The organism is Gemmatimonadota bacterium, assembly GCA_026706845.1.
Lineage (GTDB): Bacteria > Latescibacterota > UBA2968 > UBA2968 > UBA2968 > VXRD01.
In genome coordinates, this window is the sequence record JAPOXY010000050.1 from 1 (window position 1) to 17,408 (window position 17,408).

Genomic DNA, 17,408 nt, shown 5'->3' on the forward strand with positions numbered 1-17,408 from the left:
CCGAGCACCGCTTCGAAATTCCGGGTAAACGTATTGTCCGCTGAGCCCCCCTCGTGGCGCTCCTCGTTCCCGTCGTGCCCGCCGAACAGCGGGAAAACCGGCGTTGAAACCGTCTCCTGTGCCTCTCGAAAACGGTACAACTCGGCAAGCTCTCCCCTGTTCGTCAGATCCCCACTCGCCACAATCATATCCGGATTGGCTTCCCGGACAAGTCGCTGTAGTGCCTCGGTGAGAACCTCTCCGGACGTCAGCATATCCCCTTCCGTCACAACGTGTGTATCGGTAATCTGCACAAGCGCAAACTGCCGCACAGCCCGCTCAGGTGCAGACTCAAGTCCAAAATCCACCCCATCTTGCGCGTCTGTCCAGTTCCGTATAGATGAGTAGAACCCCGATGTCGCTCGAAAACCATCCGGGACAGTCAAAAATACGAATCTGTGTGCCTCCGGTTCTACCGCAAGCGCGTACCGCCCCTCCTCGTCCGTCTGCACAATCTGCTCCCCATTGGAAACCAAAACGCCGCCCAGACCGCGTCCAGACGGTTCATTCATCACCCTGCCTCGAATTTCAATCGTCATAGCGCACCTCTTTGTTGTCAGTTATAGGCAAAATACAATATTCACACCCTGAGGCAAAACAAACAATGATTGCCTGCCATATAAAGATTGTGCATAATAAACAAGTTCATATCCAACTGTAGAAGATGTTGAGAGAATGGAGGCTGAGCACATGAACGCTGTTATTCAATCGAAAGATGAGATGCTCTCACTTTTAAAAAAAAATCAAATCAAAATAAAAAAATATGGCATTAAGCGTCTGGGGCTTTTTGGTTCGTTTGTAGGAGAAAAACATCGTGTTGACAGCGATGTTGATTTGCTTGTAGAATTTGAGTCTGGGCAGAAATCATTTGATCACTTCATGCATCTGTCATTTTTTTTGGAAGATATGCTGGGACGGCGAATTGATCTGGTTCTTCGATTGAATTTTTACGTCATATTCTGGATGAAAGGAAGGGAAATGAGTGAAAGACCGAATATCCTATGGTTATCCTTAGAAGACACAAGCCCGCGATTTGGGTGTTATGGCGATAAAGTGGCGCGCACGCCAAATCTCGATAAACTGGCATCTGAAGGATGTCGGTACCCCAATGCATTTTCAACAGCGGGCGTATGCGCGCCGAGTCGCTCGGCAATTATCACGGGCATGTATCAAACGGCAATAGGCTCGCAGCACATGCGCACGCGCCACACCAATGCACATGCACCGCAAATGCCCACGCCCTACGACGTTGTACCACCGCATTATGTGAAATGTTTTCCAGAATATTTGCGGATGGCAGGGTATTACTGCACGAACAACACAAAAACCGATTATCAATTTACCCCGCCAATTACTGCCTGGGATGAATTGAGCGCACAAGCCCACTGGCGCAACCGCCCAGATGGCGCGCCCTTTTTTGCGGTATTTAATCGCACCGTAACGCACGAAAGCGGCATGTGGCCAGAGAAACGCCCAGAAGTAGAAACCGATCCAGATACGGTCACACTACCGCCCTATATCCCCAATACACCCAAAGCGCGGTTGGCATTGGCGAGACATTACGACAACATCGCCGACAACGATGCGTGGGTTGGCGAAATGCTGCAGCAATTGGAAGACGATGGATTGGCAGACAACACAATTGTATTCATCTGGAGCGACCACGGCGAAGGTCTCCCCCGGGCCAAGCGTTGGCCCTATGATGCGGGCATTCGCATACCCTGCATCGTGCGCTGGCCGGGCGAATTGGAACCCGGCAGCGTCAACGATCGATTGGTCAGCATGATCGATCTGGGTCCAACCGTACTATCACTCGCCGGTGTACAAATCCCGGCCCATCTCCAGGGCCAACCCTTTGTGGGACCACAGGAAAAAGACCGGGATTACATATTTGCAACGCGAGATCGTTACGACGAATCTTATGACATGATGCGCGCCGTGCGGGATAAGCGATACAAATACATACGAAACTACATGACGGAAAACCCGTATTTATTGTGGATCCCCTATCGCAATCGGCATCCCGCATTGCAGGAAATGTGGCGGCTCCATCTCGCGGGCGAATTGGAAGGTGTACAAAATGTGATGTTTCAAAAACGCCCAGTAGAAGAATTATACGACACGGAAAACGATCCATTTGAAGTCAATAATCTCGTGGACGATTCCGCACACGCCGAAACATTGAACCGCTTGCGCGGGGCACTGGACGACTGGCGCGAAAAATACGACGTATGGGGCGATGTGCCCGAAGATCAGATGGTATTTCGCATGTGGCAGGGCACAGAGCAACCGCAAACCGAATTACCGGTTTTTGTACCAATATGTGAAGAAAGCCCCGGCCGAGAGGCCGCGCCCGAAGGTGGAACCTTTAAGGGACCGATAATCGTACAATTTTACTGCGGCACACAGGGCGCGTCAATGGCGTATCAACTCGCAGGCGATGAACACTGGCGATTGTACACCGAACCCATCCGCCTGCCAGAAGGTGAGACCACAATTCGCGCCAAAGCCATTCGGATAGGCTATAAAGAGAGTGAAGAAGTTGAAGCATCATTTGTCGTAACCTGACCGCGAAAGGAAGGCTTAATGGCAGAAGCAAAACATGATACAGGAGGTACATAGTGCGCAGGATGCAAATACTGAATAAGAGCATTTCAGCACACGCTGTACTGCTCTTATTTGTAGGTGTGGCGGTGATCTCTACATCGCATGCACAAGACCTCATGGAGCGATTGCGAGAACGTATGATAGTCCTGGAAGCGATGCGAAAAGTGGAGCGCCACCAGTTTGTGCCCAAGTCTTATGCTTCACGAGCATACGGCGATCATCCATTGCCCATCGGCGAGGGACAGACCATTTCTCAACCGTATATTGTCGCGCTGATGACCGAAGTGCTGAATTTGGAGAAGTCGGATAAAGTGCTGGAAATCGGAACGGGTTCGGGGTATCAGGCGGCGATTCTGGGCGAGTTATGTGACAGCATCTACACCATAGAAATTGTAGAAGTGCTGGGCAAGCGCGCCGCAAACTTGCTCAACACATTGGGGTATGAGAACATCGAAGTGAAAGTTGGCGATGGGTACAAAGGATGGCCAGAACACGCGCCTTTTGATGCGATTATTGTGACGTGTTCACCAACGCAGGTACCCCAACCCCTTCAAGACCAACTCGCCGAAGGTGGGCGCATGGTAATTCCAGTTGGAAAACGCGATGCACAAGAACTCGTGCTATTGACCAAGCAGAAAGGCAAATTGCAACAGCAACACATTATACCTGTCAGATTCGTGCCGATGGTAGATTCCACCGGAGCAACGTATTAGACGAATAGACGAACCCTGCCCCGCCACCAAATTGCTTTCTTTGATTCGCGTTTTTCACCTCTCAATCCACTTATACGCAGCTTTTGAATTCTTCCAGAAGAACTTCTCCATCGCTTCCGGTCCCTTATTCTCAATATAATGGGTGACAATACTGAGCACCGTCTCATAGGGTGCTGCGCGTTCGCACACGAGCCAATTGCTGCCATAGACCAGACGGTCTTCACCAAAAGCATGCCATAACACATCGAGCGTAGGCACATAATAAGCTGGATCGTCGGGGGCGGGTTGTTGTGCTGCGCGTTCAACCATGCCAGACACCTTGCAATACACATTGGAGTATTTAGCAATGGTCTGAATACCCTGCACCCATTCGGGATCGGGTGCTTCACCCGTCACTTCCACATGTGCAACATGGTCAATAACAATGCGCAGATCGGGAATTTGCTCGGCAATAACAGCATTGATGGGCAACTGTTTGCTATTCGTCATCAAATCGAGCTGCAAATCGCGGTCAGCCAATTTTTGGAGTTGTGGCATAAGAGCATCTTGATCTTCCAAACTACCCCTCTGAAGTCCCAGACGAATCCCGCGATAGAGCGGATTGGCTGAAAAGAGATCGAGATTCTTCTCAAAATCTTCGGTCTGGGGATCCAGACGACCCACAAACCCGACAATACAGGGATTGTCTGCTGCGAGATCCAGAATCCACTGATTGTCTTCAACGAGCTGGCTGGCTTCAACTACAACCGTCCCAGCCACACCCATCTTTTCAGTGCGTTCAACAAAGTGGTGCGGCAAAACGGGGCGATAGAGCAATGCATTGTCTTCGGGCGGCCAGGGAACGCCACCGGGTCGGGTTGTATCGTAAAAATGAACATGCGTATCAATGATCATGGACATATCCTTTCCGGTCGTGATTATTTAATTCCCGCCATTTTCCTCAACACTTCGACAATGGCGGAATTGTCCTGTTCTGCAAGACCGAGCGCAACGCCCGTGCGCAAAAGTTGGGCGTGAAGCCCGGTTACGGGCAATGGCGTTTCCGTACGCGCGCCGAGGTCAAGAATGAGTTCCACATCTTTTAAGTGCTGATCCAATGCAGCCTGAGTGGTAAAATCTCCGGTGATCATTTTTTCGCCTTTAATATCCATCACGCGAGAATACGCGCCACCCATCTTAAAAACATCGAGCAAAACATCGATATCTACCCCCGTTTTTTGTGACAGAACAAGCCCCCCGACCAATCCGCAAAGAAAGGTCCTGAGCGAGAAGGCTTCAAAAATATCTGTACACAATTCAAAGACGGGTAAAGTACCGCCGACCATCACGAGAACATCTGATTCGCGCACCTGCTTGCTGGATCCGAGAATAGTCGCATCGAGAAAGCGAATACTCCTGCTTTCAAGGCGTTTGGCAAGCGCAGTTGACATCTGCGGATCGGCTGTAGTAGTATCCACAATAATTGCGCCGGGAGATGCCGCAGACAAAACGCCCCTCGCACCTGTAACCACATCGTTGACAACATAAGAGTCGGGAAGTGAAAGAACGATTCGACGCGCTTTATCGGCGACATCGGCTGGCGATTTGCAGGGCGTAAAACCGTCACCTTCATGTGCTTTTATTTTTTCGGAATCAATATCATACCCCGCAATTTCTAAACCTTTGTCGCGAAAGCGTTCAACAAGTGCGGACCCGACGAGTCCAAGTCCGATAAGACCGAGCATGAGACCTCCTGTAAAAAAATAATAAACCGTATCGCGCACGGCTTAAAAATATGTCAAATCTTAAAACAAACAGCACCAGTACTTCAAAAATACTGTACAATCAGATTCTTGCCAAACAAGAAAATAGTGTTGAATCCATGCGGGCATTGTTTATCTTAAGATCATACAAGATGCGTGAAACCAATCAAAACAGGAGCTATAGATGAGTTTAGAACCCATTCAAACACAGGATATAAAACGCCCATCCAGGTCATTAATTGATGCGTTATCACATATTGGCAGTGCCACAGCCAGTGGAGAATTATTTAAGCTGGGCATCCGCGATGCCCAAATTTTGGGGCCCCTTCCCCGAACGCCGGGCAAATCAATTTGTGGCCCGGCACTGACGCTACAATTTATGCCCAAACGAGAAGATTTGCATTCATCGGGAGAATATCAAGGGCCGGAAAGACAATTGCATCGCCATGTGCTATATCACACACAACCGGGCGATGTGGTTGTAGTCGATGCTCGGGGCGACATGAGCAGTGGCGTTTTTGGCGAGATGATGCTGACCTATTTTTCCGGCCAGGGCGGTCAAGGTGCAATTGTCGATGGTTGTATTCGCGATTTTCCCCACGCCAGGGAATTAAACCTCGGCTTATGGCTTAAAGGAACAACGCCCAATTTTCACGCGCAAACCAATATTTTCCCCCACGCCGTGAATGTCCCGATAGCGTGTGGTGACACACTTGTAATGCCCGGCGATATTATTATTGCCGACGACGACGGCGCCGTGGTAGTACCGATTAAACTCGCGCCTGAATTGGCAGAAAAAGCGACCGAACACGCCGAATGGGAAGTCTTTAGCCGAATGAAACTCGCCGAAGGCGGCGACCTGCGGAAATATTATCCACTGACAGATGAAGCGCGTGCAGAATATGAAGCGTGGCAAAAGGAACAAGGAGAGGCGTAAGACGTAAGGGGTCAGACAGTGTGGCGCTTTACGCCTGCGCGTGTCTGGCCGCGCCTAAAATCCCCGCGTCATCGCCCAGTTCTGCAGGGACAATCTGCACGTGTTCTTTTACACCAACAGTACCGCGATCCCAAAAAGTTCGCATCGCCGGATCAAAAATCCAATCACCCGCCTGCGCCAGTCCGCCTGTTAGCGCAACGCGATCTACATTCAATACATTCACCAGACTCACCAGCCCCACACCGAGGAAAAACCCCGTCTCCTCAAACATCTGCATTGCAAAATCATCACCTGTCTCTGCCGCTTCAAAAATAACCTGTGTGGTCAAACCCTCGGCTTTCAAAGATGTCTCCGGCTTTTCCCCTTCAAGTCTTTCCAACGTACGGCGCACCATAGCCGTGGCAGATGCATACATCTCCAAACATCCAAAATTGCCACACGGACAGAGCGGTCCATTGTGATCCACTGTAATATGCCCCACCTCGGCCGCATTGCCATTAAACCCGTGCATAACCCTCCCCTCGCTGATCCATCCACCGCCAACTCCTGTACCCAGGGTCACGCACAAAAAGTGATCAACACCTCGACCAGCCCCCAGCCATTGCTCGCCATAAGCCGCCAAATTTGCATCATTATCCACCATCACGCCAAGCCCGAGCAATGCCTCCAGGCGATCTTTTAATCGCACACCGTGCATACACTGTAAATTTTCGGGCGATATGATCACACCTTCAAACGGATCTAATGGACCTGGCGCACCAACCCCTACCCCCTGTACTTCTGCCAATGAAATCCCACCATCTCGCGCAGCCGCACGCGCACATTCGGCAATGCCATATATCACACCCTCAGCACCCAGATGCAATCGCGTCGGTCCCCGCGCCCTACCTACAATCTCCCCAGACGCCGTCACAAGCCCCGCGCGCGTATTGGTGCCTCCTAAATCTATACCAATCGTCAAACTCATTTTTCCGCTCGCGCCTGCGCCACAGCATCTACAAAAGATTTTGCCGTTGCCGTCAAAGATGCCCAGTCTTTATTATCCACAGCCACCTTATCGACCATCGCACTACCAGCCCCCACAGCCACCGCGCCATTTTTGATAAACTCGGGCGTTGTATTGGCATCTACTCCACCCGTGGGCATGAGCTTCACCTGCGGCAAAGGACCCAGAATATCCTTAAAATAAGACGGTCCTCCCACGCCAGCGGGAAACACCTTGACCACATCGGCTCCCGCTTGCCATGCCGTCAAAATTTCTGTAGGCGTAAATCCGGCGGGCATCACGGCCTTGCCATATCGTTTGCTCATCTCAATCACCGCCGTATTCAAAATGGGACTCACCACATATTCTGCGCCGGATAGAATTGCTGCCCGCGCCGTCTCTGGATCGAGCACAGACCCCACCCCAATAATCGTATCTTCCATCTTTGCCGACGCTTCTTCAATCACCTTCAGCGCCCCCGGCACCGTCATCGTCACCTCAATCGCCACCACACCGCCCTCGCGCAGCGCTTTTGACACATCCATCAACTGCGACGGATTATCTGCCCGCAACACGGCAACCACACCACAATCAATAATGCGATCTACAGTACTGGACATTTTTCCTCCTCACAAAATTAAACCTCTCTCCAAAATAGAGAGAGGCGTTATGTTATTGGCGCATTCATCTCAGACTCTATCGTCTAATCCGCGCACTCTCACCCTTCATCGCACTCTCGGCTTCCGATCGCGTAGCCCAATTCACATCCCCCGGGAACGTATGTGCCAGCGCCGAATAAGCCCCTGCGAAATCCACGATATCCTGAGCGGGATTGCCCTCGAGCACCCCGGCAATAATACCCGCTGAAAAATTATCGCCACCACCCACGCGATCTACCATCTCCAAATCTTCGTAAATACGCGAAAAATAAAACTCACTGCCATCGTAAAGCAGCGTGCGCCAGTCATTTAGCAACCCCGTCTTCGCAACGCGCAGGGTTGTACCCACAAGCGTCACATTGGGGTATTGCGATACGGCCTTGCGCGCGACATCTTTATAGCTCTCCGGATCAAGCGCATCGTAATCGCCCGACGTGCCTTCGGCTTTAAGCCCCATCGTCTTTTCAAAATCCTCTTCATTGCCGATAAGCACCTGCACGTGTGGAATACACTTTGCAATCGTCTCCTGCGCTTGTTCTGCGCTCCACAATTTGGACCTGAAATTGAGATCAAAACTCGTGGTCACGCCTGCATCGCGGGCTGCTACCAGCGATTCTACTGTAGCCTCTGCCGCACCTTCGGACAACGCGGGCGTAATCCCACTGACGTGAAACCACTTGCTCCCTTCAAAAATAGATGCCCAATCCACCATTCCGGGTTTGATATTCATAATCGCAGTATGGCCTCTGTCATACGTCACGGCACTCGCACGCGGCCCCACACCCACTTCCATATGGTAAAATCCATTGCGCTCAAGCCCCACGCCATCAAAATCCGTCCACAAAATATTAGACATATCCACCCCGTGCTCGCGGCCCTTGTTGCGAATAATCCAACCCGTCCAATTATCGACCAACCGGGACACCCACGCCGCCTTCAATCCCAAATGTGCGCAACCGACCGCGACATTGTATTCTCCCCCACCGATCTCGACATCGAGCTTGCTCGCATTCTCCAATCGGCGGTATTCTGGCGAAGACAACCGAATCATCGCCTCGCCAAAAGTCACGACATCGTACATATAGTCCTCCCAAAAAAAGCAAGTGAGAAGGTAGAAGGAAGAAGTGAGAAATCCCATCCCAACTGCCCAAAGGCTGGTGCATCTTCCTACTTCACGCTTCCTACTTCACACTTCTATTCATCCGAGCCACCCAGCAAGCCCGACATCCACAACAGGCGCAATAACTCCAAAATTGCCACCAGTGCTGAGGCAACATAAGTCAGCGCAGCAGCATTCAAAACCTTCCTCGAAGCGGGGATCTCCTCAGGCGTCAAATATCCGCCATCTGCCAGAATCTGAATAGCCCGACTACTCGCATTAAATTCAACCGGCAGGGTGACAATACTGAAAACCACAGCCGCAGAAAAGAACACAATGCCCAAAAAAATGAGCTCAAACCAGCTAAAAAGAAACCCGGCAATAAGAAAAACCCACGCCATCTTTGACCCAATATTTGCAACTGGAACCAGACTCGTCCGCAGAGACAGTGGAACATACCCCTGCGCGTGTTGAAACGCATGCCCAGCTTCGTGAGCCGCCACGCCAATCGCGGCTAAGGAGCGGTTTCCGTACACACTTTCCGACAGACGCAACATGCGATCTCTCGGATCGTAGTGATCTGTCAAATGCCCATGCACAGGCTCCACGCCCACGGGCAAACCGCCTCGACGCAAAATATCTCGTGCGACCTGATCTGCAGTCGCGCCGCTTCGCGCAACAAATTCATCGTATTTGCGAAACGTGCGCTTCACCTTGAATTGCGCCCACAGCGTAATAGCTATTCCCACAAACATCACCATCAAACCTTCTAGCATGACATCTCCTCCTGAAACAGTTGTCAGTTATCAGTTATCGGTTGTCAGCCTTCGCGTCTCTACCTAATCTCTCCCCAACCTCAATGCGATATCCCCGCACAAAATCAGCACCGGACATGCGCTTTTTACCTGCCGGTTGCACCTCGTCCAGCGCGAGAACTCCCTCGCCTGTTCCCACAACAAGTCCGCATTTCCCATCTGCACCAATCACGATGCCCGCTTCTCCCTGTCCCGTATCAACCGTAGCCCGATGAACCTTCAACAATTTATTGCGCCAGAGTGTAAACGCCCCCGGAAAAGGATTGGTTCCCCGAATGAGATTGCGAATATCTCCAGCGCCTTTTGTCCAATCAATCTCACCATCTTCTTTCTCTAATTTTGGCGCGCGACTCACCCCTTCATCCTTCTGCGGCACGGAAATAACAGAACCATCTGCCATCCCATCAATAGCTCGAATGAGCAACTCAGCGCCCATCACCTTCAATCGCTCATACAGTTCGCCCGCCGTCTCATCGTCCCCAATCGCCACCCTTTGTTGAATTAAAATATCGCCAGCATCCACGCGCGGCGACAGTTGAAAAATGGTCACACCCGTCTCGGTCTCACCATTGATAATAGCCCATTGAATGGGCGCTGCCCCGCGATATTTGGGCAATAGAGAGGGATGGACATTCACAGAACCCAATTTGGGAATCGCCAGCACAGAACGCGGCAAAATTAAAAAAGCCACCACCGCAAATAAATCCGGTTCCAGAGCCTGCAACTGCGCGTGAAAATTCTCATCTCCAAGCGCCTCCGGCTGCAAAACAGGCACATCCAATCCCAGCGATATAACCGCAGCCTTCACATCGGTTGGCTGCATCTGCTGGCCCCGACCGCGTGGTCTATCTGGCCGCGTCACCACGCCCACCAGATCATGATCGCTTTGAGCCACGTCCACAAGCGACGGCACTGCAAAATCGGGCGTACCCATAAACACCACCCTCATCGCCAATCTTCACCTTTCTACTTTTTCTTGGAATTGCGCTCATCCACCCTCGAAATAGACCCCCGCGACACCTCAATCTGCACCTCTTTGGCCACCTGCACAATCAAAACGCCCTCTTGCTCCTTAATCCCCGTAATAGTCCCATGCATCCCACCCGAAGTCACAACGCGATCGCCTTTTTTTAAGTCATCAACCATCCTCTGATGGTCTCTTTGTTTTTTCTGTTGCGGGCGAATAATCAGAAGATACAGAATCACAAACATCAGAATAAATGGAAACATCGTCACCAGCATACTGGGAGCCTCGGCACCTTCTGCGGGTTGTCCACCGCCAAAGGCAAAGGCCTTCTCCGTAAACAACAAAACACCAAACACTCCAACAAGAAACCCATTCCCCCACTTTTTGAATATTGCCACCACACGATCACGCTTGAATTTTTCCATCTTCATTTCCTTTGTAAAAATTTAAGAAGGTCCTCTGCCATTGTGCAAATTCACCCTCGATAATTGCCTTTCGCATCTGCCGCATCAAATTTAAATAAAAATGTACATTGTGAACTGTAGATAACCGCAACCCCAACATCTCTCGCGTATGATGCAAATGCCGAATGTACGCCCGCGTGTAATTTCGACACACATAACACGCACATCCCGGATCAAGCGGCTCAAACTCCCGGGCATGACGCGCCGCGCGAATGGATAATTTCCCGCGTTGTGTAAACACCATTCCATTGCGCGCATTGCGCGTTGGCATCACGCAATCAAACATATCAATACCGCGCATCACGCCCTGAATCAAATCTTCGGGCGTCCCACTGCCCATCATATAATGAGGGCGATCCGCGGGCAAAATAGATACCACAGTCGAAATCGCTTCCCAGGTATCTTCTTTTGGCTCGCCCACACCTGTACCCCCTATCGCGTAACCCGGAAAATTGAGCGCGACGGTTTCTTCGGTAAAACGCTCGCGCAAATCGCGATACGTACTCCCCTGCACAATGCCAAACAAAGCCTGCGCGTGCCCCGCCAAACTCTTTCGCCCATATCCCTCATAAGCATCCAAACACTGCTTTGCCCAGCGCACCGTGCGCTCGCCTGCTGCCCGTGCGTAATCCCGCGAACTGGGGTACGGCGTACACTCGTCAAACATCATCGCAATATCTGCGCCGAGCACATGCTCTATTTCAATCACCTTCTCTGGCGTAAACAGATGCGTGGACCCATCAATATGCGACTGAAACAACACCCCTTCTTCGGTAATTTTATTCAAATTCGCCAAACTATGCACCTGAAATCCGCCGCTATCCGTCAAAATCGTCCGATCCCAGTTCATAAATCTGTGCAAACCACCTACCTCAGCCATCAGATCCATACCCGGCCGCAAATAAAGATGGTATGTATTGCCCAGAATAATACGCGCATCTAAATCCCGCAACTCTTGCTGCGAAAGCGTCTTAACCGTGCCCAGTGTACCCACCGGCATAAAAACTGGGGTTTCCACAATCCCATGCGGCGTGTGGAGAACCCCTGCACGTGCTTGTGTTCCGGCATCGGTAGCAACCACCTCAAACCGGAAACCATCAACATCAATAACGCACCTCCAAAAACGAAAAAAATAATCGTTTAAAAGAAACGCGGCTCAATATAACAACCCATCTCTTATGCGTCAAGGATGGGTGGTCCTCTCACTCCTCACTTCCCACTTCTTTCACAGCCTCTTCAGCCAGCACAAATACAAACCCCTGTTCTGCCAACTCGGGTAACATGCGTTGCAGTGCATGTAGTGTATTGAGTTTTGCATGCCCAATACCAATCACAGTGCCTTCATGCCGTGCGTGTGCAGCGAGCCTGTACAGCCGCTTGACCACCGCGTCCTCATCTTCGACGATATCCAAAAACATCGCATTGCGACCACCTGGAATACCCATATCCCGTGCAATTGCATAAGCCACTGATTCAGGTGACGTGACACTATCTATAAAAAAGAAATTCCATCGTTTTACGACCCGCAACACCGATTTCATCGCTTCAAAATTTTGTGTTAAGCGAGACCCCATGTGATTGTTCATCCCCTTTGCATGGGGCACGGATGCGAGAGCATTCTGAGTCAACTCTGCGATCTTTTCCGGCGCGTAATCCAAAAAAATTGCATTGGGACCTGGATCGCGCGCTGGATAGCCTATCGGCTCCATAGGCAAATGAACCATCACACCGTGATTTTTCTCAATCGCCTGTTGCGCTATCCAGGCCGTATGCTTCTCGCCGGGAAAAATCGAAAATGTAATCGGCTGCGACAACTCACAAAAAGACAGAATCAAATCCTGTTCTTGATATCCAAAATCATCGATCACAATGGCAATGCGTCCCGCGAGTCGTTCGAGTTCTTCACTCTGCTCGAGCCGGAACAAATTGGTCTGTTTATCATTCAAACCCACGCGAAGCCACAACTTAGTACCCTGTCGGTCTTCGCTACCTTCAATTACCGCCCCACCCAATTCATGCGCCAGATGGGTCAAAGACAGATTGCAAAGAGCCAGCGGCAGAGCATCGGGCACTCTCGACTGCACTTCCCACCGCACTTCGCCTTTGGACAAACGCACCTCTTTAATCACTTCAGGAGGAACCCCCAGCCCGATCAACACCTCTTTTGCCCGCACGACCATCGTATCGGCAAATGCGTCAATATCATCTGGACCAGCTTTCCATCTTGGTATCTCTTCCACGGGAAGTGTATATTCGACCGACTGTGGTTGCCAAAAATACGACCGCAGTCGCCAAAAATACGACCGCGGTAGCCAAAAATAGGCGGCCAATCCACCGGCGATCAGAATTATTATAACACAGGGCACAACCCATAACCGAAGAGATCGCCGCTTGCGAGCCATTTCCAATGGTCTTTTTTGGGACAAACGTTTCGCCATTTCACAGACTCAGTAAATCTGAATTGGATCGGGAATAAAACACAATACAAAAATAGCCAGCGACGCGTACCCAATCCATCGCCGGGCGGGATCCAGTTCAACATCGGGATTTGCAAGCGGCGGATGATGTCGCCCCACCAGCGCAGCCAATCCCAACCACACCAGCCAACCGACCCAGCGGGAATCATACCAGGCCCTGACCATAGATTGTGCATCCCACCAGTGGTAAGGCGGTGCCAATAACCACATCAATGCCAACCCCACCATTGTCGCCCAAGAAATTAACTGGTGTTTCCCACCAAAAATCGCATATACAATATGCCCCCCATCAAATTGTCCCATCGGCAACAAATTCAACACCGTCACAAACAATCCCAACCAGCCCGCAAAAGCCACCGGATGCAGCATCACAGTATAGCCCTCAGGCAAATCACCGATAACCCTTGCGCCCAACCAACTCGACAACAGGGAATCCCCCAGTGTCAACACGTCTTCTGGCACATCGCGCGATTCGATTACTTCCGACATGTGCAGACCGGCACTCAGCGCAATCACCGACATCACAAACCCGGCAATAGGTCCAGACGCGCCAATATCGATAAGTGCCCGACGGTTCGGAATTTGAGATCGCAACTTGATCACTGCGCCCAGGGTGCCAATAAATGAAGGGAAGGGGATAAAATAGGGCAATGACGCGCGCACACCCCAGCGGCGAGAAGTCACATAATGCCCCATCTCGTGTATGCCCAGAATAATCAGCAACGTAGCAGAAAACGGCAGACCATAGACCAGATAACGCGGATCAATCAAAATGCGCCAGTCATCGATCACGGGCATAGAGGCCAATTGTGGCGACATGAGCATCCCCGCTACCGTCGTCGTGTACGCAGTTGCCAAAAACAACCCAACGTGCAGTCTCAAATTCTCCCGCGTCCTGGTCAAGGCCGTCTGCGTGGAAAAATACCGATTATCATTCAAATCGTCTGACACAATAACTCCTCACTCTTCTCTCTTCACACCCTCACCTTATCCCCACGGCAATGCGATGCGAATCGCCCAACCCCTGCGATGCAGGCACAAAAGCGTAATCCACCCGCCAGTTGCGCCGCGTAATACCCATTCCAAACGACAACATGCGCGTGTCGTGCCCGGTTTGAATCCCACCGCGCAAAAACAACCTGCCCATCACCCCGTATTCCAAACCAAAATTTCCACCTCTGTTGCCCACTGCTGGCAGACGAAAATCGGCCGTTGCTATCCACGTGCGCCAGAACCACGCTGCCCCCATGCGAAACACCCGGGGCAAGGGGGTGCGTTCCCGGTCTAACTGCGCCATCCGTCCCAAATTTCGATACGACGCCCCCAGAATCAAATTCTCAGACAGGCGATACAATACCCCTCCATCTGCACTCATCCCCCACGCACTCTCTGGCCCGATATTTTCATGCAATGCCCGAACTGAAAACCCCACATAAATTCGCGGTCCTATCTTCTGTGCATAAGACAGACCCGCATTGAGATCGTAAACGCTAAACGTGCCCGCAGGTGTCGCGGTCGGCTCTCGCCGCGCTTCCAATCCACCAACCCCATAAACACCCAAACTCAGCGCAACGCCGCGCCTATCATTGCCATAAGCCCAGCCGCCATACCCCTGCTTAATCCCCTGAAATGATCGGTGATGCGCCAGAATAAAATGTTTGCCCTGCATAGCCGCCACACCTGCCGGATTCCAAAACGCAGCAGTCTGCTCGCCCACCACAGCGGTCTGTGCCTCGCCCATCGCAGCAGCGCGCGCACCAACCCCCTCGCGCAACAGTACAAAACCTGCCTTGCGTGCCGAAGCACTGGCCTCAGCGGAAAACAGGCAACATATCGCAATAAAAATGCCAAAAATAATGCGCTTCACAAAAACCTCCTGCATGTAAATGCTCCAAAACCCAGTGTATCGTACAAGATTAAGCAAACGGACAAAATGTGTCAACCGCCCATTATTAAAATAGACCATCCCAAGCGCGCAATTGACAATATCCATTCTCCTGTTTACATTGTTCAGACGCTCATAAGGGAGGCATTATGGCACAAGCAGAAATTGGCGATCGCGTATTGATTTATTACAAGGGAATCCTGGAAGACGGAACCATAGCCGAAGGCACACCAGAGAATGAACCATTTGAATTTACAGTGGGAGACGAATCTGTAAAAGACATATTCACGCGCCTTGTAAACGGCCTGGAAGAAGGCGATACTCGCACAGTGATCCTATCTCCAGAAGAAGCGTTTGGACCCTATAATCCCGACTTTGTAATCGAAGTTGCGCGATCAAAATTTCCTCCCGACGCACTCCTTGAAAAAGGGATGCGTATGGAAGTACAATCCGATCCCAATGGTACACCCATCGAAGTATCTGTGAAAGAAATAACATCTCAAACCGTGACATTAGACGGCAACCATCCCTTTGCGGGTGAAGAAATTACTATGACTATTCAATTGTTAGAGATAATAGTATAGCTATACGAACACAAGGAGATAACCCGTGCAAACTCCAACAAGAAAAGAGAAGAAATCATCGCCGGAACAAAAAAATCCGATGGCTCAACGCATTATCAAGGCAATGGAAAAACCGCCCTATGTCACGCCTGAGGACATCGAATCACTTTTACAAGTGATCAAAGAAGCAAAGCAACCGACACAATTTGAGTCTCCCTCCGAACTATCTTCAAAAATCAGGTAAAAAATATGTGGTATCAATTGGGAATCATCGCGCTTGGTATCGCGCTATATGCGTGTGGACCCGATGTTCAATTGGTAAAAGATGGACATGAAGAATATTATGTATATTGGGATGACGCTCACAAACGGTATTTCAGACATGGGTTGTATCAGTCATTTTACGAAAGTGGTCGCCAGCGCTCGGTAGGCAAATACGAACAAGACATAAAAGTAGGCGTTTGGACACACTGGTATGAAAACGGACAAAAACAGGGAGAAATGGACTGGGTAGATGGCAAGCCCGAAGGCGTAGTGACAGAATGGTACAAAAACGGACAGCAAAAAAACATGGGGACGTGGGAAAACGGTGGGCGACATGGTCTCTCGACCTGGTGGTATGCAAACGGAAAAAAAGAAAAAGAAGTGAATTACATAGAAGGAGAACCCGACGGAATCTGGACATATTGGGACTCGACGGGTGTCATAACAAAAAAGCAGTATTGGGATCGCGGTGCATTTTTGCGGGTTGAAGAGGAAATGAAACGCTGAAAGGATCAGAAATGGCAGACAAAACCCTGTATTTATTAGACGGCATGGCACTGGTCTATCGCGGACATTTTGCGCTGATACGCAGTCCGAGGATGACGTCAAAAGGACTGAACACCTCGGCATTATTCGTTTTTGCCAATACCCTATTGGATATTTTGGGCAACACAAAGCCCTCGCATTTGGCCGTGGTCTTCGACACGCCAGAACCGACGTTTCGGGACGAGATATACAAAGAATACAAGGCACAACGAGAAAAAATGCCCGAAGACATAAGTGGCGCGCTGCCCTACATCGACCAAATGTGTGAAGCATTCAACGTGCCCGTCATCCGCAAACCGGGTTATGAAGCTGACGACGTAATCGGCACACTGGCAAAAGAGGCTGAAAAGTCCGGGTTTACAACATATATGGTAACCCCCGATAAAGACTACGCACAACTCGTCTCAAACAAAACATTCATCAGCAAACCCGGACGCACGGGCGACGGCGCTGAGATTTTAGGCGTTCCAGAGGTCTTGGAACAATGGGAAATTGAGCGCGTAGATCAGGTAATCGACATGCTGGGGCTAATGGGCGATTCGAGTGATAATGTGCCGGGCGTACCGGGCATAGGGCCAAAAACCGCACAAAAATTGATCGCGCAGTACGACAGTGTGGAGGGATTGCTCGATCACGTCGATGAATT

Annotated in this window: 20 protein-coding genes; 7 read left to right on the plus strand and 13 right to left on the minus strand. The window is 50.7% G+C overall.

Annotated elements, in window-relative coordinates; genetic code table 11:
- The coding region (locus tag OXG87_04875; GenBank protein MCY3868868.1) for a metallophosphoesterase at nucleotides 1-578 on the minus strand (578 nt) is incomplete at its 3' end.
- A 151-nt stretch (nucleotides 579-729) separates the two neighbouring features.
- Here OXG87_04875 and OXG87_04880 point away from each other — a divergent pair.
- Together OXG87_04880 and OXG87_04885 are read left to right on the plus strand one after the other, a co-directional pair.
- A complete protein-coding gene (locus OXG87_04880; protein MCY3868869.1) occupies nucleotides 730-2,607 on the plus strand; it encodes a sulfatase-like hydrolase/transferase in 1,878 nt (625 codons plus the stop codon).
- Between the two features lie 53 nt (nucleotides 2,608-2,660).
- Entirely contained in the window at nucleotides 2,661-3,359 is a 699-nt protein-coding gene (locus OXG87_04885) for a protein-L-isoaspartate(D-aspartate) O-methyltransferase (protein MCY3868870.1), read from the plus strand.
- A gap of 54 nt (nucleotides 3,360-3,413) precedes the next feature.
- Here OXG87_04885 and OXG87_04890 read toward each other — a convergent pair whose 3' ends face one another.
- Entirely contained in the window at nucleotides 3,414-4,253 is an 840-nt protein-coding gene (locus tag OXG87_04890; GenBank protein MCY3868871.1) for an amidohydrolase family protein, read from the minus strand.
- 23 nt (nucleotides 4,254-4,276) lie between these two features.
- The gene (locus tag OXG87_04895) at nucleotides 4,277-5,083 is read right to left on the minus strand and encodes an NAD(P)-dependent oxidoreductase (GenBank protein MCY3868872.1); all 807 of its coding nucleotides are present in this window, start codon (nucleotides 5,081-5,083) and stop codon (nucleotides 4,277-4,279) included.
- A 202-nt stretch (nucleotides 5,084-5,285) separates the two neighbouring features.
- On the opposite strand from OXG87_04895, the gene OXG87_04900 reads away from it, so the two are divergent.
- Complete coding sequence (locus OXG87_04900; GenBank protein ID MCY3868873.1) at nucleotides 5,286-6,038, plus strand: ribonuclease activity regulator RraA; 753 nt, start codon at nucleotides 5,286-5,288, stop codon at nucleotides 6,036-6,038.
- Between the two features lie 28 nt (nucleotides 6,039-6,066).
- Here the strand turns inward: OXG87_04900 and OXG87_04905 are convergent, their stop codons facing one another.
- The 10 genes from OXG87_04905 to OXG87_04950 form a co-directional block, all read right to left on the minus strand.
- Nucleotides 6,067-7,005, minus strand: a complete 939-nt coding sequence (locus OXG87_04905) for an ROK family protein (protein MCY3868874.1) — start codon at nucleotides 7,003-7,005, stop codon at nucleotides 6,067-6,069.
- Nucleotides 7,002-7,643 (minus strand): bifunctional 4-hydroxy-2-oxoglutarate aldolase/2-dehydro-3-deoxy-phosphogluconate aldolase, encoded by a 642-nt coding sequence (gene eda / locus OXG87_04910; GenBank protein MCY3868875.1) that lies wholly within the window; start codon nucleotides 7,641-7,643, stop codon nucleotides 7,002-7,004. Before eda ends, OXG87_04905 begins: the two co-directional genes overlap by 4 nt.
- 76 nt (nucleotides 7,644-7,719) lie before the next feature.
- Complete coding sequence (locus OXG87_04915; protein MCY3868876.1) at nucleotides 7,720-8,763, minus strand: sugar kinase; 1,044 nt, start codon at nucleotides 8,761-8,763, stop codon at nucleotides 7,720-7,722.
- A gap of 113 nt (nucleotides 8,764-8,876) precedes the next feature.
- On the minus strand, nucleotides 8,877-9,557 hold the full coding sequence (locus OXG87_04920; GenBank protein ID MCY3868877.1) for a zinc metallopeptidase: 681 nt from the start codon (nucleotides 9,555-9,557) through the stop codon (nucleotides 8,877-8,879).
- Nucleotides 9,558-9,591: 34 nt separating this feature from the next.
- On the minus strand, nucleotides 9,592-10,545 hold the full coding sequence (fmt, locus tag OXG87_04925) for a methionyl-tRNA formyltransferase (GenBank protein MCY3868878.1): 954 nt from the start codon (nucleotides 10,543-10,545) through the stop codon (nucleotides 9,592-9,594).
- 17 nt (nucleotides 10,546-10,562) lie between these two features.
- Entirely contained in the window at nucleotides 10,563-10,988 is a 426-nt protein-coding gene (gene yajC, locus OXG87_04930; GenBank protein MCY3868879.1) for a preprotein translocase subunit YajC, read from the minus strand.
- The gene (gene tgt / locus OXG87_04935; GenBank protein ID MCY3868880.1) at nucleotides 10,969-12,135 is read right to left on the minus strand and encodes a tRNA guanosine(34) transglycosylase Tgt; all 1,167 of its coding nucleotides are present in this window, start codon (nucleotides 12,133-12,135) and stop codon (nucleotides 10,969-10,971) included. Before tgt ends, yajC begins: the two co-directional genes overlap by 20 nt.
- A gap of 94 nt (nucleotides 12,136-12,229) precedes the next feature.
- Nucleotides 12,230-13,465, minus strand: a complete 1,236-nt coding sequence (locus OXG87_04940) for a divergent polysaccharide deacetylase family protein (protein MCY3868881.1) — start codon at nucleotides 13,463-13,465, stop codon at nucleotides 12,230-12,232.
- Nucleotides 13,466-13,474: 9 nt separating this feature from the next.
- Nucleotides 13,475-14,455: a site-2 protease family protein gene (locus tag OXG87_04945; protein ID MCY3868882.1), complete on the minus strand. Its 981-nt coding sequence runs from the start codon at nucleotides 14,453-14,455 to the stop codon at nucleotides 13,475-13,477.
- 31 nt (nucleotides 14,456-14,486) lie between these two features.
- Nucleotides 14,487-15,371: a PorV/PorQ family protein gene (locus tag OXG87_04950; GenBank protein ID MCY3868883.1), complete on the minus strand. Its 885-nt coding sequence runs from the start codon at nucleotides 15,369-15,371 to the stop codon at nucleotides 14,487-14,489.
- A gap of 167 nt (nucleotides 15,372-15,538) precedes the next feature.
- On the opposite strand from OXG87_04950, the gene OXG87_04955 reads away from it, so the two are divergent.
- From OXG87_04955 to OXG87_04970, 4 genes are all read left to right on the plus strand, one after another.
- Nucleotides 15,539-15,973 carry an FKBP-type peptidyl-prolyl cis-trans isomerase gene (locus tag OXG87_04955; GenBank protein MCY3868884.1) on the plus strand — a complete coding sequence of 145 codons (435 nt, stop codon included), beginning with the start codon at nucleotides 15,539-15,541 and terminating at the stop codon, nucleotides 15,971-15,973.
- 25 nt (nucleotides 15,974-15,998) lie between these two features.
- Nucleotides 15,999-16,196, plus strand: a complete 198-nt coding sequence (locus OXG87_04960; protein ID MCY3868885.1) for a hypothetical protein — start codon at nucleotides 15,999-16,001, stop codon at nucleotides 16,194-16,196.
- Between the two features lie 5 nt (nucleotides 16,197-16,201).
- Nucleotides 16,202-16,723: a hypothetical protein gene (locus tag OXG87_04965; protein ID MCY3868886.1), complete on the plus strand. Its 522-nt coding sequence runs from the start codon at nucleotides 16,202-16,204 to the stop codon at nucleotides 16,721-16,723.
- An 11-nt stretch (nucleotides 16,724-16,734) separates the two neighbouring features.
- Nucleotides 16,735-17,408: DNA polymerase I (locus tag OXG87_04970; GenBank protein MCY3868887.1), on the plus strand; the 674-nt coding region annotated here is incomplete at its 3' end.

Bases quoted from the DNA above. Each gene is read 5' to 3' on its own strand.
- OXG87_04880 (MCY3868869.1), top strand. From the start codon at position 730: ATGAACGCTGTTATTCAATCGAAAGATGAGATGCTCTCACTTTTAAAA.
- OXG87_04890 (MCY3868871.1), bottom strand. From the start codon at position 4,253: ATGATCATTGATACGCATGTTCATTTTTACGATACAACCCGACCCGGT.
- OXG87_04895 (MCY3868872.1), bottom strand. From the start codon at position 5,083: ATGCTCGGTCTTATCGGACTTGGACTCGTCGGGTCCGCACTTGTTGAA.
- OXG87_04900 (MCY3868873.1), top strand. From the start codon at position 5,286: ATGAGTTTAGAACCCATTCAAACACAGGATATAAAACGCCCATCCAGG.
- OXG87_04905 (MCY3868874.1), bottom strand. From the start codon at position 7,005: ATGAGTTTGACGATTGGTATAGATTTAGGAGGCACCAATACGCGCGCG.
- eda (MCY3868875.1), bottom strand. From the start codon at position 7,643: ATGTCCAGTACTGTAGATCGCATTATTGATTGTGGTGTGGTTGCCGTG.
- OXG87_04915 (MCY3868876.1), bottom strand. From the start codon at position 8,763: ATGTACGATGTCGTGACTTTTGGCGAGGCGATGATTCGGTTGTCTTCG.
- OXG87_04920 (MCY3868877.1), bottom strand. From the start codon at position 9,557: ATGCTAGAAGGTTTGATGGTGATGTTTGTGGGAATAGCTATTACGCTG.
- fmt (MCY3868878.1), bottom strand. From the start codon at position 10,545: ATGAGGGTGGTGTTTATGGGTACGCCCGATTTTGCAGTGCCGTCGCTT.
- yajC (MCY3868879.1), bottom strand. From the start codon at position 10,988: ATGGAAAAATTCAAGCGTGATCGTGTGGTGGCAATATTCAAAAAGTGG.
- OXG87_04940 (MCY3868881.1), bottom strand. From the start codon at position 13,465: ATGGCGAAACGTTTGTCCCAAAAAAGACCATTGGAAATGGCTCGCAAG.
- OXG87_04955 (MCY3868884.1), top strand. From the start codon at position 15,539: ATGGCACAAGCAGAAATTGGCGATCGCGTATTGATTTATTACAAGGGA.
- OXG87_04965 (MCY3868886.1), top strand. From the start codon at position 16,202: ATGTGGTATCAATTGGGAATCATCGCGCTTGGTATCGCGCTATATGCG.